The sequence below is a fragment of the uncultured Acidovorax sp. genome (assembly GCF_964021665.1).
GTDB lineage: Bacteria > Pseudomonadota > Gammaproteobacteria > Burkholderiales > Burkholderiaceae_C > Acidovorax > Acidovorax temperans.
Genome location: NZ_CAXIAK010000058.1, coordinates 1 through 20,998, shown reverse-complemented (window position 1 = coordinate 20,998; position 20,998 = coordinate 1). Strand labels below are relative to the sequence as shown.

Annotated in this window: 19 protein-coding genes; 11 read left to right on the top strand and 8 right to left on the bottom strand. The window is 62.8% G+C overall.

All coding sequences use genetic code 11. The annotated features are described in order from the left end of the window. Window positions 1-346 precede the first annotated feature (346 nt). Entirely contained in the window at window positions 347-898 is a 552-nt protein-coding gene (locus tag AADJ04_RS12515) for a hypothetical protein (RefSeq protein ID WP_341239811.1), read from the top strand. 13 nt (window positions 899-911) lie between these two features. Here the strand turns inward: AADJ04_RS12515 and AADJ04_RS12510 are convergent, their stop codons facing one another. The 7 genes from AADJ04_RS12510 to AADJ04_RS12480 all read right to left on the bottom strand — a co-directional run bounded on the left by AADJ04_RS12510 (window position 912) and on the right by AADJ04_RS12480 (window position 8,755). Further along, window positions 912-2,060, bottom strand: a complete 1,149-nt coding sequence (locus AADJ04_RS12510; RefSeq protein ID WP_273624718.1) for a class I SAM-dependent methyltransferase — start codon at window positions 2,058-2,060, stop codon at window positions 912-914. An 8-nt stretch (window positions 2,061-2,068) separates the two neighbouring features. After that, window positions 2,069-2,593, bottom strand: coding sequence for a GNAT family N-acetyltransferase (locus tag AADJ04_RS12505; RefSeq protein ID WP_044400098.1), 525 nt, complete (start codon window positions 2,591-2,593; stop codon window positions 2,069-2,071). Window positions 2,594-3,229: 636 nt separating this feature from the next. After that, entirely contained in the window at window positions 3,230-4,669 is a 1,440-nt protein-coding gene (locus AADJ04_RS12500) for a coniferyl aldehyde dehydrogenase (RefSeq protein WP_142081753.1), read from the bottom strand. 151 nt (window positions 4,670-4,820) lie between these two features. Next, window positions 4,821-5,174: a hypothetical protein gene (locus tag AADJ04_RS12495; RefSeq protein ID WP_044400072.1), complete on the bottom strand. Its 354-nt coding sequence runs from the start codon at window positions 5,172-5,174 to the stop codon at window positions 4,821-4,823. 71 nt (window positions 5,175-5,245) lie between these two features. Further along, complete coding sequence (clpB, locus tag AADJ04_RS12490) at window positions 5,246-7,852, bottom strand: ATP-dependent chaperone ClpB (RefSeq protein WP_273624716.1); 2,607 nt, start codon at window positions 7,850-7,852, stop codon at window positions 5,246-5,248. Between the two features lie 199 nt (window positions 7,853-8,051). Beyond that, window positions 8,052-8,528 carry a molybdenum cofactor biosynthesis protein MoaE gene (locus tag AADJ04_RS12485; protein ID WP_207374451.1) on the bottom strand — a complete coding sequence of 159 codons (477 nt, stop codon included), beginning with the start codon at window positions 8,526-8,528 and terminating at the stop codon, window positions 8,052-8,054. Then, window positions 8,525-8,755 carry a hypothetical protein gene (locus AADJ04_RS12480; RefSeq protein WP_044400080.1) on the bottom strand — a complete coding sequence of 77 codons (231 nt, stop codon included), beginning with the start codon at window positions 8,753-8,755 and terminating at the stop codon, window positions 8,525-8,527. The genes AADJ04_RS12485 and AADJ04_RS12480 overlap by 4 nt, the downstream gene beginning before the upstream one ends. 99 nt (window positions 8,756-8,854) lie before the next feature. Here AADJ04_RS12480 and AADJ04_RS12475 point away from each other — a divergent pair, with 99 nt between their 5' ends. Both AADJ04_RS12475 and AADJ04_RS12470 read left to right on the top strand, forming a co-directional pair. Continuing rightward, entirely contained in the window at window positions 8,855-9,109 is a 255-nt protein-coding gene (locus AADJ04_RS12475; protein ID WP_142081758.1) for a hypothetical protein, read from the top strand. Window positions 9,110-9,141: 32 nt separating this feature from the next. Next, a complete protein-coding gene (locus tag AADJ04_RS12470; RefSeq protein ID WP_273624715.1) occupies window positions 9,142-9,513 on the top strand; it encodes a hypothetical protein in 372 nt (123 codons plus the stop codon). 90 nt (window positions 9,514-9,603) lie between these two features. Here AADJ04_RS12470 and ffh read toward each other — a convergent pair whose 3' ends face one another. Next, window positions 9,604-10,986: a signal recognition particle protein gene (gene ffh, locus AADJ04_RS12465; RefSeq protein WP_066784978.1), complete on the bottom strand. Its 1,383-nt coding sequence runs from the start codon at window positions 10,984-10,986 to the stop codon at window positions 9,604-9,606. Between the two features lie 106 nt (window positions 10,987-11,092). On the opposite strand from ffh, the gene ccsA reads away from it, so the two are divergent. The 8 genes from ccsA to AADJ04_RS12425 form a co-directional block, all read left to right on the top strand. Then, entirely contained in the window at window positions 11,093-11,890 is a 798-nt protein-coding gene (gene ccsA, locus AADJ04_RS12460; RefSeq protein ID WP_341239810.1) for a cytochrome c biogenesis protein CcsA, read from the top strand. Beyond that, window positions 11,887-12,117: a PP0621 family protein gene (locus tag AADJ04_RS12455; RefSeq protein ID WP_066695053.1), complete on the top strand. Its 231-nt coding sequence runs from the start codon at window positions 11,887-11,889 to the stop codon at window positions 12,115-12,117. Before ccsA ends, AADJ04_RS12455 begins: the two co-directional genes overlap by 4 nt. Window positions 12,118-12,128: 11 nt before the next feature. Continuing rightward, window positions 12,129-13,823: an ATP-binding protein gene (locus tag AADJ04_RS12450; RefSeq protein ID WP_233099681.1), complete on the top strand. Its 1,695-nt coding sequence runs from the start codon at window positions 12,129-12,131 to the stop codon at window positions 13,821-13,823. Between the two features lie 5 nt (window positions 13,824-13,828). Beyond that, on the top strand, window positions 13,829-15,370 hold the full coding sequence (locus AADJ04_RS12445; RefSeq protein WP_341239809.1) for a sigma-54 dependent transcriptional regulator: 1,542 nt from the start codon (window positions 13,829-13,831) through the stop codon (window positions 15,368-15,370). A gap of 1 nt (window position 15,371) precedes the next feature. Further along, window positions 15,372-15,965: a 1,6-anhydro-N-acetylmuramyl-L-alanine amidase AmpD gene (gene ampD / locus AADJ04_RS12440; protein ID WP_341239808.1), complete on the top strand. Its 594-nt coding sequence runs from the start codon at window positions 15,372-15,374 to the stop codon at window positions 15,963-15,965. 370 nt (window positions 15,966-16,335) lie between these two features. Next, window positions 16,336-19,242, top strand: a complete 2,907-nt coding sequence (locus tag AADJ04_RS12435) for a ribonucleoside-diphosphate reductase subunit alpha (RefSeq protein ID WP_341239807.1) — start codon at window positions 16,336-16,338, stop codon at window positions 19,240-19,242. A 135-nt stretch (window positions 19,243-19,377) separates the two neighbouring features. Continuing rightward, window positions 19,378-20,565 (top strand): ribonucleotide-diphosphate reductase subunit beta, encoded by a 1,188-nt coding sequence (locus AADJ04_RS12430; RefSeq protein ID WP_066696320.1) that lies wholly within the window; start codon window positions 19,378-19,380, stop codon window positions 20,563-20,565. Between the two features lie 192 nt (window positions 20,566-20,757). Further along, window positions 20,758-20,998, top strand: a 241-nt coding sequence (locus AADJ04_RS12425) for a hypothetical protein (protein ID WP_341239806.1), incomplete at its 3' end; no start/stop codon positions are given.

Sequence of the window (20,998 nt, the reverse complement as noted above, 5' to 3'; positions counted from 1 at the left end):
CCCCCCACCGCCGCGCCCCCCCAGCCACGTCCCTCCCCGCCCCCCACGCGGGTGAGCACGTCACGCAATACAAAATCCAAAAGCCCCTCCATCGGGGCCAGCAACAAGGTCATACCCATGCATCCCTGGGTGGTCCACGTGCTGGGGCACGGGCCACCCATTTCAAGCCAAAAACGGCTCTAGCGCTTACTCATCAAGCGCCATAAGCTATTAAATATATAGCAGACAATCTTTGCAGCCCGTATGCTTCCAGCGAGCCCGCCAGGGCAGACCGGCACGGCAGGCGTCATCGCCATGTCACGGTGCGCTGCTGCAATGCTGGCCACCGCCTTTGCGATTGCCCGCCATGCTGCTCCTCAAAACCGACAAAGCCCGACAGGAACTCGCTCCCGGCATGCGCACCCTGAGCCTGCGCGAGCGATCGCTGCTGCTGCTGGCCGAAGGCAAGCCTTTGGCCGAATTGCAGGCCATGTACAGCGGCGGCGGTGCCGAGATTGTCGAGCACCTGCTCAGCCAAGGGTATCTGTCGCTGTCTGCACCCGCGGTGCAAGACACTTTGCTCACCCCACCCGCCCACACTCAGCCCTCAGCGCTGCGGCCAGAGGCAGTCACGCCGCCTGAGCCCAGTGACCACCTGCGGTCGCTGGCGGGTGCGCGCATGTACCTGTTCGATATCTGCGAACGCCTTTTTGCCCGCCGCGACCCTGCACGGGCACAGCATTTTCACAGCGCCCTGCGCGCAGCCCGTGACCGGGACAGCATGTTGCACGTGGGGGAATCGTTGCTGGAGGAAGTGTCGCAACTGGCGGGCGCCGAGCGAGCCGAGACCATTCGCGAGCGCATGAAGCAGCTTTTGCCCCGCGAGCAGCCCCAGGACATGGCCCTGGCGGAGGCCTAAGCCTCCCTCCAGATCAGGCCAGGCCCAGGCGCCACAGCGATGTGACTTCCGCTGCGCGTGCGGTATGCAAGGCATCCGACGCGTCGGCCGACTTGCCGTGCCGGGGCTTGACGTCTTGTCGCCCCAGCACCTTCAAGCCGCCTTGCGCCATCCATTCCAGCAGCTGTTCACGCGTGCGCAACTGCAAATGTTCAGCCAGGTCCGACAGAATCAGCCAGCCTTCGCCGCCGGGCTCCAGGTGGGCAGCCAAGCCGGCCAAAAACCCGCGCAGCATGCCGCTGCCTTCGTCGTACACCGCCCGCTCAATGGGCGAGCTGGCCCGTGCGGGCAGCCAGGGCGGGTTGCACACCACCAGCGGGGCCTTGCCCTCGGGGAACAGGTCTTGCTGCTGCACCTCGACACGGCTCGCCAGACCCAGGCGTTGCAAATTCTCGCGTGCACAGGCCAGCGCACGCGGGTCCTGGTCGGTGGCCACCACGCGCTGCACACCACGGCGCGCCAGCACGGCAGACAGCACTCCCGTGCCCACGCCCACATCAAAGGCAAGCGTCTTGCTGGGCAGCGGCGCCTGCGCGACCAGATCCACATATTCCCCACGCACTGGCGAAAAAACGCCGTAGTGCGGGTGAATGCGGTTGCCCGGCGGTGCACCCAGGGCGGGTATTTCTACGCCCTTCTTGCGCCATTCATGGGCGCCCACCAAGCCCAGCAGCTCACGCAGCGAAGCCACCACGCGATTCCCGCTGGCGGGGCCCCAGGCCTCGGTGCAGGCCTGGCGCAGGTCGGGCGCGCGGCGCAGCGCAATCGTGTAATCGCCTTCCAGCACGATCAGCACCGACGACAGCACCCGCGCACGCTGCGCCTGCGCCTGCCGGTGCAGGTGAAACGCTTCCGCAGGGGTGGCCGCTGCCGCTTTTTGCGCCGCTTTGGCCGCCACCTTGCGGGGCTTGCGGTCTGCGCGGCGCATCAGCGCCTGCAGCAACATGCGGGCGTTCTGGAAGTCGCCCGTCCACAACAAGCCCGTGCCTTCACAGGCCATGCGGTAGGCTGTGTCGGCGGGCAGGGTGTCGTCGGCAGCGATCACGCGGCGCGGAGCCGAAGCGCCACTTTCAGAGCGCCATTGGGCGTTGTGGGCCTGGCCCTGGCTGCTCCATTCGATCATGGGAGGGCTCAGCCGTTGATCGGGCGCTTCAGGCGCACTTCTTCGATCTTGACGCCGCCGATGATGGCCGTCTTGGCGGTAGACAACTCGCGCTTGAAGCCGGCCAGCTCATGGAAACGCAGAGCGCGCTCATTGCGCAGGGGCACCCACGCGGTCACGTTGGTGCAGCCTTCTTCCTGAAGGCCATCACGGGCGGCATCCCACAGAGCCAGGCCAACGCCTTGGTTCCAGTGTGTGGGAGCTGCGTAGATGGCCCAGATTTCACCTGTGGTGGGGCGGGACTTTTCATCGCGCGAGCGGTCATAGCCGACGAAGCCGACGATCTTTTCGCCGTCAACGGCCACCTGGACTTGGGGCTCGCAATATTCGATGGCCTCGCGCCAGTAAGCCTGGCGCTTTTCGACCGATGACATGGCTTTCAATTGCTCGTCTGGCACCAGTCCTTTGTAGGCCTCTTGAGCAGAGACGGTGTGGATCTGGGCAATGGCTTTTGCATCGCGAAGCGTGGCGGGACGAACCTGGATACTAGACATGGAAAAACCGAACGAAAACAGGGTGTAAAAAAACGAAAGGAGCGGCATTGTCGCCGCAAACGGTTTTTCACCCTTTTGTGCTCGGTTACACCATGATGTCAATGCACGGTTTTTCTCGTGGTTTTGGCGCCTTGCAACACCCTGCTTTTGCACGGCTTATGCCGCAGCCGAGTCCTCTCACGCGATGGCTAACGCGTGGCCCGTGGAGGCCGCAGACACAGCCTGCGCAGCGCGCTGCACCGAGGCCCGCTTGTTGCGTGGGCGGGGCACGTGCACTGCAGGCGGCAGGCGGCAGGCGGCAGGCGGCAGGCCATTGTTTTGAAGACGATCAACCTCAAAACCCTGTGCGCATGGATCAACACCCGCGAGGCGCTCCTGCGTGCTTTGAACAGGTTCTTGAGGAAAGTCTAGAAACCGCCCCGGCGCGCGTCCATCGCACCAATGGACTAGCCCGGCACGACGCTTTGTGCGCAATACTTGCTGTAGGCCTGCCCGTCTTTTGCTCGTTGATGACCACAACCTGTTTCGCACACCCGAAGACCACACGACGGTGGTTGGCCCCTGAGCTTTGAGGCTGCCGCAATGGCAGGGTTGCGGCAGCGAAGCGCTATCGCCCCAAGCGCTGTGGGCCAGTGGTCAAAGCAGGCGGCGTATCAACGCCATGATGCGTTCCATGCGGGGGCCGTAAGGCGGGTACAACAGCGACCCCATCGACCAGCGCGACTGGACCAGCACCGACTTCTGGTGGCAAAACTGCAAGAAGCCTTGCTCGCCGTGGTAAGCCCCCCAGCCGCTGTCGCCTACGCCGCCAAACGGCAGGTGATCGTGCGCGATGTGCATGAGGGTGTCATTCACCGTCACACCACCACTCACGGTGCGCTGCAGCACGTCGTCACGCACCGCCTCGCTCTGCCCAAACCAGTACAGCGCCAACGGGCGCGGCCCTGCGTTGATGTGGGTGATGGCATCGTCCAGCCGCTCGTACGAGACCACCGGCAGGATGGGGCCAAAAATCTCTTCCTGCATCAGCTGCATGGCCGACGTTGCGCCAAACACCAGCGTGGGCAGCATCTGGCGGCTCACGCCATCGCCCAGCGTGCCAGTGGTGTGCACTACGGGCTTGCCGGCAGTGGGGTCGATGGTCTGCACCTCAGCGCCCTGCGTTTGGGCCTGCTGCAGCATGGTGCGCAGCCGCGCATGGTGGCGGGCCGTGATGATGGAAGCGTAGTCGCCATTGCCTTCGATGGTAGGAAACAGCCGTGCCACTGCTGCGGCATAGGCCTGGGCAAACTCACCTTCACGGCCACGCGGCAGCAGCACATAGTCGGGTGCAATGCAGGTTTGCCCGGCGTTGAGGAGCTTGCCGTGCGCGATCTTGAGGGCTGCGTCCTTCATGTCGCAGTGGCCGTCGATGATGCATGGCGACTTGCCGCCCAGCTCCAGCGTGGTGGGCGTGAGGTTTTGCGCCGCAGCCTGGGCCACCTTGCGCCCGACAGCCGTAGAGCCGGTAAAGACCAGGTGATCGAAGGGCAGCGATGCGAACAAGGCTGCCAGGTTGGCATCGCCTTGCACCACGCAGAACTCGTCGGGGGAGAAAAACTGCGCCACCAGCGCTGCCAGTTGCGCCGAAGTGTGGGGCGTGAGTTCACTGGGTTTGAGCATGACCCGGTTGCCTGCTGCCAACGCGGTGATGGCCGGGGCCAGCGCCAGCTGCACCGGATAGTTCCACGGAGAAATCACGCCCACCACGCCCAGGGGCTGGCGGGCAATCCAGGCCGTGGCGGGCTGCAGCACCAGGGGCGTGGACACTTTCTTGGGCTTCATCCAGCGCCCGAGGTGGCGCAGGGTGTGCGACAGCAAGCTGCGCAGCACAAAAAAGTCTGCCACCTCCGTCAGCAGCGGTGATCGCATTCCGAAGTCTGCCTGCACGGCCGCTGCGAGCACGGGGCCGTGCTCGTCCAGCATTTTCTGGATGCGCAACAGGCGCTCTCGGCGCACCAAAAGCGGCACATCGACGTGCTCACGACTGGCTTGCCGCTGGAGTTGGAAATGGGCGTGGATTTCGGCTGGGGTCATGCCAAGATGATAGGAGACCAGGGCCAAGGTCACGTCACCAAAGGGCACATGAGCCCACAGGACTACAGGCCTGCCGTGGCGTTGCGTCCGCCACCCGACGCAACGCCCGCAGGTGGCCCCACGCCAGGGCCGCCGGGCGGTTCAACAGGCTTCAGCGCACTTCGCGCGGGACCACATCGGTGACGTCTTGGGCACCCGGCAGCACGCCGCCACGGCGCGATGCCGCAGACTCTTCAGGGGCTGCATCCGCAGCAGGAGAGGCACGGCGCGCGGTGGTCCAGCGCTCGGTCGAACGAAACACGGTACCGAAGCCGGTACGCGGGTCCATGCGCATCACCCAGGGGGTGACGGGCTTGCCGGTCAGGCGTGCCCACCCCGCGCGCAGCGCCCACACCAGGGCCAACACCATCACGGCGGCGACGAGGCTCAAAAACAGCACTACGCCCATCGCAACCACCACGACACGCAGCACCAAGCGAAGTACACCTGCAACAAATTCGTTCAAACAACACCTCTCATTCACAACTGCGATGCGGACAAAGCCTCAACCGAGGCCCTGCCCGCACCGGGGGCCGCTTAACCCTGCGGCACAGCGCTGAACTGGAACACCCCAGGTTCCAGCACGGGGTTCACTGTCACGGCAATCACGCTCTTGGGCGGGAAGCGCCCTTCCAGCAGCAGCTTGGACAAGGGGTTCTCGATGCGCTGCTGGATGGCCCGCTTGAGCGGACGTGCACCAAACACCGGATCGAACCCCACCTTGGCCAATTCTGCCAAGGCAGCGTCAGACACCTGCAGTTCCAAATCCATTTTGGCCAGCCGGGTTTCGAGCAACTTCAGCTGGATCTTGGCGATCGACGCAATGTGCTGCGCATCCAGCGCGTGGAACACCACGGTCTCGTCAATGCGGTTCAAAAACTCGGGCCGGAAGTGGTTCTTGAGCTCGCCCCACACCGCATCCTTGATGTCCTGCGAGTCCTGGCCCACCATGGCCTGGATCAGGTGCGAGCCGATGTTGCTGGTCATCACGATCACCGTGTTCTTGAAGTCCACGGTACGGCCCTGGCCATCGGTCAGGCGGCCATCGTCCAGCACCTGCAGCAGCACGTTGAACACGTCGGGGTGGGCCTTTTCCACCTCGTCGAGCAGCAGCACGCTATAGGGCTTGCGGCGCACGGCTTCCGTCAGGTAACCGCCTTCCTCATAGCCCACGTAGCCGGGCGGCGCGCCGATCAGGCGGGCCACGGAATGCTTCTCCATGAACTCGCTCATGTCGATGCGCACCAGATGCTCTTCGCTGTCGAACAGGAAGCCCGCCAGCGCCTTGCACAGCTCGGTCTTGCCCACGCCCGTGGGGCCGAGGAACAGGAACGAGCCCGTGGGCCGGTTCGGGTCAGACAGGCCCGAGCGTGAGCGGCGGATGGCATTGGCCACAGCGGCAATCGCCTCTTCCTGCCCCACCACGCGCTCGTGCAGCTTGGTTTCCATCTGCAGCAGCTTGTCTTTTTCGCCCTGCATCATCTTGGCGACGGGGATGCCCGTGGCGCGGCTCACCACCTCGGCAATTTCTTCCGCGCCCACTTGCGTGCGCAGCAGGCGGTTGGGGGTGGACGCGCCGTCCTTGCCCTCTTCCTTGGCCTGCGCTTCCTTGAGCTGGCGCTCCAGGTCAGGCAGCTTGCCGTATTGCAGCTCGGCCACCTTGTTGAAATCGCCCTTGCGCTTGAGCTCTTCGATCTGCTGCTTCACTTTCTCAACCTGCTCGCGCACCTGCTGGCTGCCCTGGGCCTGGGCCTTTTCCGAGGTCCAGATGTCTTCCAGGTCGGCAATTTCCTTTTGCAGCTTTTCGATCTCTTCTTCCAGCAAGGTCAGGCGCTTTTGTGAGGCCTCGTCCTTCTCCTTCTTCACCGCCTCGCGCTCGATCTGCAGCTGGATCAGGCGGCGGTCGAGCTTGTCGATGGCTTCGGGCTTGGAGTCGATTTCGATCTTGATCTTGGCCGCTGCCTCGTCGATCAGGTCAATCGCCTTGTCGGGCAGGAAGCGGTCGGTGATGTAGCGGTTGGAGAGCTCGGCCGCAGCCACGATGGCCGGGTCGGTGATCTCCACCCCATGGTGCACTTCGTACTTTTCCTGCAGGCCGCGCAGGATGGCGATGGTGGCCTCCACGGTGGGCTCGCCCACCAGGATTTTCTGGAAGCGGCGCTCCAGCGCAGCGTCTTTTTCGATGTACTTGCGGTATTCGTCCAGCGTGGTCGCGCCCACGCAGTGCAGCTCGCCACGCGCGAGGGCTGGCTTGAGCATATTGCCCGCGTCCATCGCACCCTCACCCTTGCCAGCACCCACCATGGTGTGCAGCTCGTCGATGAAGACGATGGTCTGGCCCTCGTCCTTGGCCAACTCATTCAACACGGTTTTCAGGCGCTCTTCAAACTCGCCGCGGTATTTGGCACCGGCCAGCAGGGCCGCCATGTCCAGCGAGAGGACGCGTTTGCCCTTGAGCGATTCGGGCACTTCGCCCGCCACGATGCGCTGGGCCAAGCCTTCCACAATCGCCGTCTTGCCCACGCCTGGCTCGCCAATCAGCACGGGGTTGTTTTTGCTGCGGCGCTGCAGCACCTGGATGGCGCGGCGGATTTCATCATCGCGGCCAATCACGGGGTCGAGCTTGCCGGCGCGGGCGCGCTCGGTCAGGTCCAGGCAGTACTTTTGCAGCGCGCCGCGCTGGCCCTCGGCTTCGGCGCTGTCCACCTTCTGGCCGCCGCGCACGGCGTTGATGGCGGCTTCCAGGCTCTTGCGGGTCAGGCCGTTGTCTTTGGCGATCTGGGCAGCATCGCCCTTGCTATCGGTCAGCGCCAGCAAGAAGAGCTCGCTGGCAATGAACTGGTCGCCGCGCTTGATGGCCTCTTTTTCAGTGGCCTGCAGCACGCGGCCCAGCTCGGGGCCGCCCTGCACCTGGTCGTGCCCCTGCACCTGCGGCAGGCGCTTGATGGCGGCTTCAGCAGCGCTGGTCAGGCCCGGCACGTTGGCGCCCGCGCGCTGCAGCAGCGCTTTGGGGCCATCGTCCTGCTTGAGCATGGCCAGCAGCACGTGCACGGGTTCGATGTAGGCGTTGTCGTGGGCCAGGGCAAGGCTTTGGGCATCGCCCAGGGCTTCCTGGAACTTGGTGGTGAATTTGTCGAGACGCATGGGTCAATATCCTCCGAATTGCAAAGCATTTGGGGCATGCACTGCCTCATTTCAAGGCAGCTTTTGACAGAAGAGATTGACGTGCGTCAGCAAACCAAAATGCAGCAGGCCGCCTGAATTGCTACTTTTTTAATAGCTACCAACGCTTATCTATCAAGCGCCAGAGCCATTTTTTACTGATATTCCTGGCCGCAGAGCTTCACGCATTGCTCGCCGTGATGCCCCAGCGCGCCAGTGCCGCATCGTCGCTCACCCGCGCGTCCACCCAGCGGGCGCCCTGGGGGGTTTGCTCCTTCTTCCAGAACGGGGCCTGGGTCTTGAGGTAGTCCATCAAAAACTCGCAGGCCTGAAAGCTCTGGCCCCGGTGGGCGCTGGTCACGGCCACCAGCACGATCTGGTCGAGCGGCTGCAGCAGGCCCACCCGGTGGATGACGCGGGCGCCAAAGATGTCAAAGCGCCGGAAAGCCTCCTCCACCATGGCTTCGATGGATTTTTCCGTCATGCCGGGGTAGTGCTCCAGCTCCATCGACGCCACGGCGTCACCTTCATTACGGTCGCGCACGGTGCCCACGAAGCTGCACACGGCGCCCACGCCCTTGTCGTTGCGGCGCAGTTCGGCGATTTCGTGCGAGAGGTCAAAGTCTTCGGTCTGGATGGAAACGCGTGCGTAGGTCATGGTGCGCGGTGCAGGCGGGGCGCTGCCAGCAGGGCGCGCTCTTCTTCGACAAATTTCTTGAGCTGTTGCAGCGCGGGCGACGGCGGCAGCTTTTCCAGCAGGGTTTGCAGCCGGGTGATATCGCCCACCGTGGGCGCCACCTTGATTTGCGCCACTGCGGCGGTGTGGTTGCCGGATTGAATCAAGGCCAGTACCTTGTTCGGCCATTCACTTTTGGGTCTTGCCATAGAGATGTTGTTGGTAGTTGGGCAGGATTGTCTGTAGCATTCGCCCGCACTTTACCCCCACCGCAGCCCTTGCGCGACCGATCAGCCCCTCATCTGCCCATGGCCACACAGACCATTACCACCGACCAATACAAGCTCTACCCCTCGCCCCGCAACCAGTACCGCGAGATTTTTGAGCACCAGGTGTTCGTGCCCTACCCCTACGCCATCATTGACCTGGAAGTGATGGAGCTGGCAGGCAAAACCACCCTGTACGCTGCCTGCCGCCTGTCGGACATGAAAATGGGCCAGGTGGTGACCTTTGAGCTGGCGCCCGACCAGGCCAAGTTCGAGCGTCTGTTCACCCCCGATTGAGCGGCCCCACCGCCCATCCACGCCCCCTGCCCATGCACGAAGAAGACAACCAGATCCACGTCCCGCCCTCATTCCTGGCGGTGTATGCCGACAGCCGCCAGCGCCTGCGCGAACCGGCTTCGGTCGTCCGCAACCGCTACGAGCTGTGCGAAGACCTGGCCGGGCACCTGGTGGAGCAAGCGCAAACGCTGTACCACGTGCAAGCCCCGTCGGAAGCCGAGATCTTGCGGCGCATCCACGCGGGGCTGTGCGCGGCCGAGTCAGGCGTTTCAGTAGACGAAGCAACCTGGATCACCACCCGGCTGGCGGAGCTGCTGAACTGGCCATGCCCCGTGCTTACCCCGCCCGCCACCGAGGATGGGGCCGAAGGAGAAGGCCCGGCCAGCCCACCACAGCAGCCATGAAAAAAGGCGCAAACCCTGTAAAGGTTTTGCGCCTTTTTAGCCTCTAGCGCTTATCCAACAAGCGCCAGCAGCTATTGATTCAGTAGCAAATCAAGAGCCGCCAAACGGCATCTTGGGCATGCCGCCCAGGCCTTTCATGCCGCCCATGCGCTTCATCATCTTCATCAGGCCGCCGCCCTTCATCTTCTTCATCATGTCCTGCATCTGCTCAAACTCTTTGAGCAGGCGGTTCACCTCTTGCACATGCACGCCAGCACCGGCGGCAATGCGCTTTTTGCGGGTGGCCTTGATGAGATCAGGCTTGCGGCGCTCCAGCGGCGTCATGCTCTGGATGATGCCTTCCTTGCGCTTGATGTCTTTTTCGGCCTTGTCCATGTCGATGGAGCCCGCCTTGGCGGTGAGCTGAGAGGGCAGCTTGTCCATCAGGCTCGACAGCCCGCCCATCTGCTTCATCTGCTGGATCTGCGCCAGGAAGTCATTCAGGTCAAACCCGTCGCCGCTCTTGACCTTGGCCGCCAGCTTCTGCGCGGCTTCCATGTCCACGCCTGCCGTGACCTGCTCCACCAGCGCCACGATGTCGCCCATGCCCAGAATGCGGCCCGCGTGGCGTTCGGCGTCGAACACTTCGAGGCCATCGATCTTTTCCGACACACCCGCAAACTTGATGGGCGCGCCGGTGATCTGGCGCACCGACAGCGCCGCGCCACCGCGCGAGTCGCCGTCCAGCTTGGTCAGCACGATGCCGGTGAGCGGCAGCGCCTCTTTGAACGCCTTGGCGGTGTTGATGGCGTCCTGGCCCTGCATGGCGTCCACCACGAACAGGGTTTCAACAGGGTTGATGGCGGCGTGCAGGTCCTTGATTTCCTTCATCAAGGCTTCGTCAATCGCTAGGCGGCCGGCGGTGTCCACCAGCAGTACATCAAAGTAATGCTTCTTCGCGTAGTCGAGCGCGGCGTTGGCAATGTCCAGCGGTTTCTGGTCAGGGGTGCTGGGGAACCACTCGGCTCCAGCCTGGGCCGTCACGGTCTTGAGCTGCTCAATGGCGGCAGGGCGGTACACGTCGCCCGACACCGTCAGCACCTTCTTCTTGCGCTTTTCAATCAGGTGCTTGGCCAGCTTGGCAGTGGTGGTGGTTTTACCGGCACCCTGCAAGCCTGCCATCAGGATCACGGCGGGCGGCTGGGCGGCCAAGTTGATGTCGGCCACGCCTTCGCCCATGGTGGCCGCCAGCTCGCGGTTGACGATGCTGACCAGCGTCTGCCCCGGCTTGAGCGAGCCCAGCACTTCTTGGCCCAATGCCTTTTCCTTGACGCGGGCGATGAAGTCGCGCACCACGGGCAGGGCAACGTCGGCCTCCAGCAGCGCCATGCGCACTTCGCGCAGCATGTCCTGGACGTTGGATTCGGTGATGCGGGCCTGGCCGCGCATCTCCTTGACGAGTCGCGTGAGTTTGTCGGTGAGTGCGGAGGCCATAAGGGGTTCTGGAAAGGTTCCGGTGTGAGCCGCAACCTGCACGCAAGTCAAAAGCAGGCAGGTTTGCCAGGGCGCTGGCAGCGGGCGAAAGGCTAAACTGTGACCCATGATTTTACCCAGTGCTTCCCCCGTCAGTTGGCTGCTGGCCCTTGCCGCCGCCTTGGCATACGCCGCACCCGTCGCAGCCGCTTCCCGCCTGGGGGCGGCGGCGTCGCGCAACGCACTGCTCGTGGCCTGGGTGCTGCACGGGGCCTTGCTGGTGTGGGGGCTGTGGGGCGAGGCGCCGCGCTTTGGCTTTGCCCCCGCCTTGTCCATGACCGCATGGCTGGTGCTCACGGTGTATGCGGTAGAGCGCCAGTTGTTTCCGCAGATGCGGGCCCGCTGGATGCTGGCCGCGCTGGGGGCTGCCACCATCGTGCTGGCGCTGCTGTTCCCAGGGCAGCCGCTGCATGTGAAGGCATCGGCCTGGCTGCCGCTGCATCTGGCGCTGGGCATTGCCTGCTATGGCCTGTTTGCAGCGGCGGTGGTGCACGCCTGGCTGATGACGCGGGCCGAGCGCCACATCCGGCAGGCCGAAGACCCTGACAGCGGAATCCCCTTGCTGACGCTGGAACGCCTGACCTTTCGTTTCGTGACGGCCGGTTTTGTGTTGCTCAGCGCCACGCTGCTGGCCGGCTGGCTGTTCAGCGACATGCTGTATGGCCGCGCCTGGCGTTGGGACCACAAGGCGGTTTTCTCGTTCCTGTCGTGGCTGGTGTTTGCTGCGCTGCTGCTGGGGCGGGCACGCTTCGGCTGGCGCGGGCGCAATGCGGTGCGCATCCTCTATGCAGGTTCCGCATTGCTCATGCTGGCGTATGTCGGCTCACGCTTCGTGCTTGAAGTGATTCTGGGCCGCAGCACATGAAGTACCTCGTTTTGCTACTGGTGCTGGTGGTGGCTTTCGGCTTCTGGAAAAGCCGCCGCAACCTTGCGCAACCCAGCCGCCCCCACCAACCCAGCCCCCCCACGCCTCAAGACATGGTGGCGTGTGCGCACTGCGGCCTTCACCTGCCGCGCACTGACGCCATCGTCCAGTACGGCGCCCACTACTGCTGCGCAGACCACCTGCGCGCAGGCCCTTCGCACCGTTGAAAGGCGCCTTCTTGAGCGATAGCCGGCTGTTCCCCACCGAAGCCCCCTTTGTGCGGCTGTGGCGGGGCTTTCTCACCGGCCGGTTGATGATTGCCGTGGCACTGCTGGTGCTGCAGCTGCTGGGGTACGCCTTCAACCAGACGCAGGCATTCACACCAGCCGTGCTGGCGGTGTGTGTGGCCTATCTGGTAGCCACCGTGATGCTGCGGATTCTGGGGCGCCACGCCCCACCCTACCCAGGTACCGGACCGCACTGGCTGCCTTCGATCGGGGTGGACATTCTGGCGGTCTCCGCTCTGCAGCTGCTGCACCCCGGCACCATGAACTACACACCCTTGTTCGGATTGCCCATCCTGATGGCGGCCGTGCTGGGCACGCTCACACTGGCCCTGGGCACCACGGCAGCGGTCACCTTGCTGCTCTTGCTGTGGGCCTGGTGGACGGGAGATCAATCGTCAAGCGACGACGCGCAACGTTACCTGCAAAGTGCCCTCACCGGCACAGGCTACTTTGTGGTGAGCTATCTGGTGCATCAACTCTCTGCCAGACTGGTGGGCGAGCAGGAAGTGGCCGAGCGCAGCCGCATGAAGGCGCAGGTGCAGACGCAGATCAGCACCCTGGTGATCGAACATTTGAACGATGGTGTGCTGGTGGTGGACGAGCAAGATACCGTGCGCATGGCCAACCCCGCTGCACAGGCTTTGCTGGGGGATGGGCAGAACACGGCGCTTCCCTTTTCGCTGGGAAACTGTGGAGGCTGGCAGCCGCTGGTCGCACTGGCCCACCGCACCTTCGACGAAGAGCAGCCCCAAACTGCCGACGTGGCCCTTCTCCATCCTGGCGAAAGCCCCATGGGCCTGCATGTGCGCACCTGGCTCACCTCCACCCCCAGCGATCAAAACAGCCGCGCCGAACGGGTGTGCGTGATGTTTCTGCACGACCTGCGCGAGATGGAAGCCCGGCTGCGCACTGAAAAGCTGGCGGCCATGGGCCGCATGTCTGCGGCCGTGGCGCATGAGATTCGCAACCCCCTGGCGGCCATCGTCCAGGCCAACGCATTGCTGGAGGAAGACTTGCAGGACCCTGGCCAGAGGCGGCTGGCGCAAATGGTGCAGCAAAACGCCGACCGGCTGGCCCGCATCGCCGAGGAGGTGCTGGACATCGCCCGGGTACAGCACCAGATCAACCATGCGCCAGGTGCCACCCTGGCGCTGGATGCCAGCGTGGCACAGGTGTGGAGCGACTGGAGCAGCCAAGACCCGGCGCGGCGGCGCGGGCAGGTGTCGCTGGAAACCTCGATGGTGCAGGTGGAGTTCGACCCCGAGCACCTGCGCCGCGTGCTGGTGAACCTGCTGGACAATGCCCTGCGCTACATGGGCCCAGAGGAAGACTCGCTGGTGGTGCAGACGCGCACCAGCCCCGCTGGGCAGACCACACTGCAGGTGTGGAGCGACGGCGCCCCCATGGACAAATCCGTCGAGCGCCATCTGTTTGAGCCCTTCTTCTCGTCCGAGAGCCGCTCCAGCGGCCTGGGGCTCTATATTTGCCGCGAGCTGTGCCAAAGGCATGGCGCATCCATCAGCTACCAGCGCACCACACGCGACACCGCGCGTGGAAAAGTCGGTGGCAACGCATTCACCGTCGCGTTTCGCCGCACCATACGCCCCGTGGAACCCGCCACGCTTTTCGACTCGATCGTGATCTGAGAACCATGAACGCTCCCGCCGCATCCATCCTGGTCATTGACGACGAGCCCGACCTGCGCACCTTGTATGAACTGACACTGCTGCGCGAGGGCTACCGCGTGGAAACCGCATCCACCGTGCAGGAAGCACGCGAACAACTCCAGAGCCGCCTCTTTGATGTGGTCATCTCGGACATGCGCCTGCCCGACGGCTTTGGCATGGAGATCCTGCAAGACCTGCGTGACCAGCAACGCCGCGAACGCTGCGTGGTCATGACCGCTTACGGCTCCGCTGAAAATGCCGTTGAAGCCCTGCGGGCGGGGGCATTTGACTACCTGACCAAGCCGGTGGACCTGAAACAGTTTCGTTCAGTGGTGGCCTCGGCCGTTCAAGGCACCGGAGCAACCCCCGCGCCGCGCGCCCCCCGCGGTGGACCGGCGCCCCGCAATCAGACAGCAGACGCAAGCACTTCCACGCTCCATTCATCGCTGGATCGGCTGGTGGGAGATTCGGAAGCCATGCGCAACGTCAAGCAGCGCATTGCCAAGGTGGCCCGAGGCATGGCGCCGGTACTGGTGCGTGGCGAATCAGGCACTGGCAAAGAGCTCGTCGCGCAGGCCCTGCATGCCTGCAGCCAGCGCGCGGAAGGCCCGTGCATTGCGGTGAACTGCGGCGCCATCCCCGAGAACCTGCTCGAAGCCGAATTCTTCGGTGCCCGCAAGGGCTCCTACACTGGCGCGACACAAGACCGGGATGGCTACTTCCAGGCTGCGCGCGGAGGCACCCTTTTCCTGGATGAGATCGGGGACCTGCCCTTGGCCATGCAATCGAAACTGCTGCGGGCCATCCAGGAACGCAGCGTGCGCCCGCTGGGCTCCACCCAGGAAGAAACGGTGGACGTGCGGATTGTGAGTGCCACCCACCGCGACCTCGCCGCCGACGTGCAGACGGGCAGATTTCGCCAGGATTTGTATTACCGCCTGAACGTCATCGAAATCGTCATTCCACCGCTGCGCGAGCGCAGGGAAGACCTGCCCGCTTTGTGCGCTACGCTGCTGGCGCGCATTGGTCAGGACTCGGGCATGCCTGTGCCCCGGCTCACCGAACAAGCCTTGCAGGCGATTGCCACCCATCCGCTCACGGGCAACGTGCGCGAACTGGAGAACGTGCTGCACCGCGCGGTTGCATTGAGTGAGGGGGATGAGCTGCAAGTCGAAGCGTTCTCATGTGCCAGCCCCGCTGCCCAGGGCTCTGCGCACACTACAGTGACTGCACCACCGCCGCTGCAGACACCACACAAGGCGCTCCATGAGCCTCCATCCTCGGAGACAGCCCACGTTGGAGTCGAACAAGACGGTGCTGGCACAGCCCCCCTGCCCAACGATTTGCAGGCATGGCTGGACCAGCAAGAGCGCGATATTCTGATCCGCGCACTCAAGGAAACAGGCTTCAATCGCACCGCCACGGCGGCGCGCCTGGGCATCAGCCTGCGCCAGATCCGTTACCGGATTGCACGCCTGAACATCGGTGTGCCCAACGACCAGGATTTTCAAGACGAGATCGGCTGAGATGGCCGGTTTGCAATCCGTATGGGAAGGGGGATGGCATCGCGGCGCGGTGCGTCTACCGTCGCCCAACTTCGGCCCCCGCCCCCTGGGAGCCTTGCAGGTGGTGGACTTGGTCGTCGTGCATTCCATCAGCCTGCCGCCCGGGCAATACGGCACCGGCGCTGTGCAGCAGCTGTTCACCAATGCCCTGGACTGGGATGCCCATCCCTATTACCAGCAAATCAAAGGCCTGCAAGTGTCTGCGCATTTTTTCATTGAGCGCAACGGTCGGCTCTGGCAATTTGTCGACAGCGACCAGCCCGCCTGGCACGCTAGCCAGTCTTATTATCGCGGCCGGGCCAACTTCAACTACGACTCCATCGGCATTGAGCTGGAAGGCCTGGAGGGTCTGGCGTTCGAGCCCGCTCAATACGAAGCCCTTGGGGAGCTGTGTCGCCATTTGATCGAGCGCTACCCCTTGCACTATGTGGCGGGACACGAACACATCGCCCCAGGCCGCAAACAAGACCCCGGCCCCGGCTTCGACTGGGCAAAGCTAGCCAGCGAATTGCCTGCAAGCACCCTTGAGTTACCGAGTCAAGAGACCCCCAGGTAAACCCGACCTCTTTTCAGGTTAAAACGCAGCGGCAGATTCAGGGTAGGATCGCGCCCCTTCGAAACCTCCATCCAGGCTGTACGCGCCCCTGCGGGGCAAATTCCGCGACAGCCCGCGCAGCCACAACATTTGACGCGCCAAACCTTGCGATCACGCGGGCTTGGCTGCCATGCATTCCTGCGAAGTGGCTCTTGAACCACTGGTTTGGAGCACTCACCCAGCCAAGGCATTACACTACCGGTAGTGTCTTGAACACGATCGACACACCATATATAGTGTGCGACAACCAAAACGGTTGCACACGCCTAGCCTTTGCAGCAGCCCCGACCTGCTGCCATTTCTCCCCCGCCAGCCCACAGAGAGGACACCCATGCAAGCTGCTTTGAACACCCCTGCCACCCCGCACGCGACCCCTGAAGAGACCGCAGGCGACGCTGCCAACACAGCAGCCAATGCGCAGGGCCACTACCAGATCATTCGGCGCAATGGCGCGGTGGTCCCGTTCGAAGCCCCCAAGATTGCCATCGCATTGATGAAGGCGTTTCTGGCCGTCCACGGCACCCAGGGCGCTGCTTCGGCCAGCGTGCGTGAAGTGGTGGATGCACTGACCCAGGGCGTCACCCGCGCGCTGATGCGCTCGCGCCCAGGAGGCGGTACCTTCCACATTGAAGATGTACAAGACCAGGTCGAACTGGGCCTGATGCGCGGCGGCCACCACGAAGTGGCGCGTGCTTACGTTTTGTATCGCGAACGCCGCGCACAAGAACGCGCTAACCAGGTCCAGCAACAGGCCCCAGCGGCCCCCGCGCTGCATGTTCTGGAAAATGGCCAGCGGGTTGCCCTGGACCCTCGTCGCCTGCAGTCGCTGATTGAGTCGGCCTGTGTGGGACTGGGCCAGGATGTCAAAGCTGATCCCATCGTGGCAGAAACCATGCGCAACCTGTACGACGGCGTCCCCATGGACGAGGTGTACAAGGCTTCCATCCTCGCCGCCCGCACCCTGATCGAAAAAGACCCGGACTACACCTACGCCACCGCACGCCTGCTGCTGCACACCATCGTGCGCGAAGTGCTGGGCCGTGATGTGACCCAGGATCAGATGGCCCAGGCTTACACCGAGTATTTCCCTCAATTCATCCAGAAGGGTGTTGACAACGAACTGCTGGACCCACGCCTGCTCAAGTTCAACCTGGCCCGCTTGGCCGCCGCGCTCAAGCCCCAGCGCGACCTGCAGTTTGACTACCTCGGCCTGCAAACCCTGTACGACCGCTATTTCCTGCACGTCCGCAAGACTCGCATCGAACTGCCACAGGCTTTCTTCATGCGCGTCGCCATGGGCCTGTCCCTCAACGAGGCGGACCCAGAAGCCCGTGCCATTGAGTTCTATGAAGTGCTCTCCAGCTTCGACTTCATGTCGAGCACGCCCACGCTGTTCAACAGCGGTACGCTGCGCTCGCAACTGTCCAGTTGCTACCTGACCACCGTACCCGACGACCTGGACGGCATCTACGAATCCATCAAGGAAAACGCCTTGCTGTCCAAGTTTGCGGGCGGCCTGGGCAACGACTGGACGCGCGTGCGCGCCCTGGGCTCGCACATCAAGGGCACCAACGGCGAATCCCAAGGTGTGGTGCCATTCCTCAAGGTGGTGAATGACACGGCCGTAGCAGTCAACCAGGGCGGCAAGCGCAAGGGCGCCGTCTGCACGTATCTGGAAACCTGGCACCTTGACATCGAGGAGTTCCTGGAGCTGCGCAAGAACACCGGCGATGACCGCCGCCGCACGCATGACATGAACACGGCCAACTGGATCCCTGACCTGTTCATGCGCCGCGTGATGGAAAAGGGCACCTGGACTCTGTTCTCGCCTTCCAACGTGCCTGATCTGCACGACCTGTTTGGCGCAGAGTTCGAGAAGGCCTATGTGGCCTATGAAGCCAAGGCCGCCAGTGGCGAACTCAAGCCCAGCAAGACGGTGCAAGCCACCGACCTGTGGCGCAAGATTCTCACCATGCTGTTCGAAACTGGCCATCCCTGGATCACGTTCAAGGATGCCTGCAACGTGCGCTCGCCCCAGCAACACGCTGGCGTGGTGCACTCGTCCAACCTGTGCACGGAAATCACGCTCAACACCAGCGACACCGAAACAGCGGTGTGCAACCTGGGCTCGGTGAACCTGCGCCAGCACTTGAAGAACGGCCAGATTGACCACGAGAAGCTGAAGAAAACGATCACGGTGGCCATGCGCATGCTGGACAACGTTATCGACATCAACTACTACGCGGTCAAGAAGGCGCGTGACTCCAACCTGCGCCACCGCCCTGTGGGCCTGGGCCTGATGGCGTTCCAGGACAGCCTCTATGAATTGCGCATTCCTTACGCGTCGCAAGAAGCTGTCGAGTTTGCCGATCGCTCGATGGAAGCGATCTGCTACTACGCCTACTGGGCATCGACCGAGCTCGCCAAGGAACGCGGTCAGTACTCCAGCTATAAGGGTTCGCTATGGGATCGAGGCATCCTGCCTTTTGACACCCTGGACATGCTGGCGCAAGCCCGTGGTGGCTACGTTGAAGTGGACCGCTCGTCCACCCTCGACTGGGATGCTCTGCGCAAGAAGATTGCACAAGATGGTATGCGCAACTCCAACTGCGTTGCCATCGCACCCACAGCCACCATCTCCAACATCATTGGGGTGGACGCATCGATTGAACCCTCGTTCGGCAACCTGTCGGTCAAGTCCAACCTTTCCGGCGAATTCACGGTCATCAACGGTGGTCTGGTGCGCGACCTCAAGCGTCTGGGCCTGTGGGATGACGTGATGATCATGGACCTCAAGCACTTCAAGGGTTCGCTGCACCCCATCGACCGTGTGCCTGCAGATATCAAGGCGCTGTATTCCACAGCATTTGAAGTCGAACCCAAGTGGCTCGTGGAAGCCGCTTCGCGCCGACAAAAGTGGATCGATCAGGCGCAGAGCCTGAACATCTACATGGCTGGCGCTTCGGGCAAGAAGCTTGACGACACCTACAAACTGGCATGGGTGCGCGGCCTCAAGACCACGTACTACCTGCGCACACAAAGCGCTACGCACGTGGAAATGAGCACCGTGAACACACGTCAGCTCAACGCCGTGTCGTCGGGGCCAGAAAGCGTATCGGCCCACGCCGCTGAAGGCCCTGCAGCCACGCTGGCCAGTGCAGCGCCTGGTAGCACCGTGCCTGCCACCGACGTCAAATTCACAGCCATTGACGACGTCGCATGTGAGGCGTGCCAGTAACTCCATGTAGGCGGAGCACTCCTGATCCAGAAGTGCTCCGCGCATGTGCTGTGAAGCAACAAAACGTTGCTGCATAACGCTTCAGTGCTTTTCTTTTTGCAGCACTCCTTTCATAATCCGATCACTGGAAAACCTATGCTGACCTGGGACGAAGAAGTCAAGCCCTCATCGCAAAAACCAACGGACGGTGGCCTGCAAAACGGCCACCAGGCAGCGCAGTCGCCGCTGCCCATCCAGACACCTGCATTGCAGCCAACAGCTGCTGCAATTCCCGCGGCCACAGCTGCCGCTCCTGCAGCCACTCATCGCCGAGTGAACGCTGCCGACAAGCGCATCATCAACGGCCAGACCGACGTCAACCAGCTCGTGCCCTTCAAGTACAAGTGGGCATGGGAGAAGTACCTTGCGACCTGCGCCAATCACTGGATGCCGCAAGAGGTGAACATGACGCGTGACATCGCGTTGTGGAAAGACCCCAACGGCCTGACCGAAGACGAGCGCCGCATCGTCAAGCGCAATCTCGGTTTCTTTGTGACGGCTGACTCGCTGGCTGCGAACAACATCGTGCTGGGCACATACCGCCACATCACTGCCCCAGAATGCCGTCAGTTCCTGCTGCGGCAGGCTTTCGAAGAAGCCATCCATACCCATGCGTACCAGTACATCGTGGAGTCGCTGGGCCTGGACGAGAGCGAGATCTTCAACGCTTACAACGAAGTCCAGTCCATCCGTGACAAGGACGAGTTCCTGATCCCCTTCATTGAAGCGATCATGGACCCCAACTTCCACACAGGCACCCCTGAGGCCGATCAGACGCTGCTGAAGTCGTTGATCGTTTTCGCCTGTCTGATGGAAGGGCTGTTCTTTTACGTAGGCTTCACGCAGATTCTGGCACTGGGTCGCCAGAACAAGATGACTGGCGCTGCCGAGCAGTACCAGTACATCCTGCGCGATGAATCGATGCACTGCAACTTCGGCATCGATCTCATCAACCAGCTCAAGCTTGAGAACCCCCACCTGTGGACCGCAGAGTTCAAGGCAGAGATCAAGGCCTTGTTCATGAAGGCCGTCGAGCTGGAATACCGATACGCCGAAGACACCATGCCCCGCGGCGTGCTGGGCATGAATGCCTCGATGTTCAAGGGCTACCTGCGCTACATCGCCAACCGCCGCGCAACGCAGATCGGCCTGGAAACCCTCTTCCCCAACGAAGAGAACCCCTTCCCATGGATGAGCGAGATGATCGACCTGAAGAAGGAACGTAACTTCTTCGAGACCCGCGTCATCGAGTACCAATCGGGCGGCGCCCTTTCTTGGGATTGATCCCATCGCGCGCTTTCTGGCCATGGACGCTTACACCACACCCCGCACACACACCTCGGCGCTGCCTTGGTTTGTGCGGTGGTGTTCCCGTATTCATGGTGATGGAGCTACTGCAGCGTCCATCACCATGGATCGCTTCCTGTCCACTGTAGACGGGGAGTGCTCTTTGCTCACTGACCCAAGGAGAACATGATGGCAACTGCGAAAAAACCGGCCGCCAAGAAAGCCGCCCCAGCAAAAAAAGCGACTCCCGCTAAACCCGTAGCCGCAGCCAAGAAGGCCGCCGCTCCAGCCAAGAAGGCTGCTGCTCCAGCCAAGAAGGCCGCTGCTCCAGCCAAGAAGGCTGCTGCTCCAGCCAAGAAGGCTGCTGCTCCAGCCAAGAAGGCTGCTGCTCCAGCGAAGAAGGCTGCTGCTCCAGCGAAGAAGGCTGCTG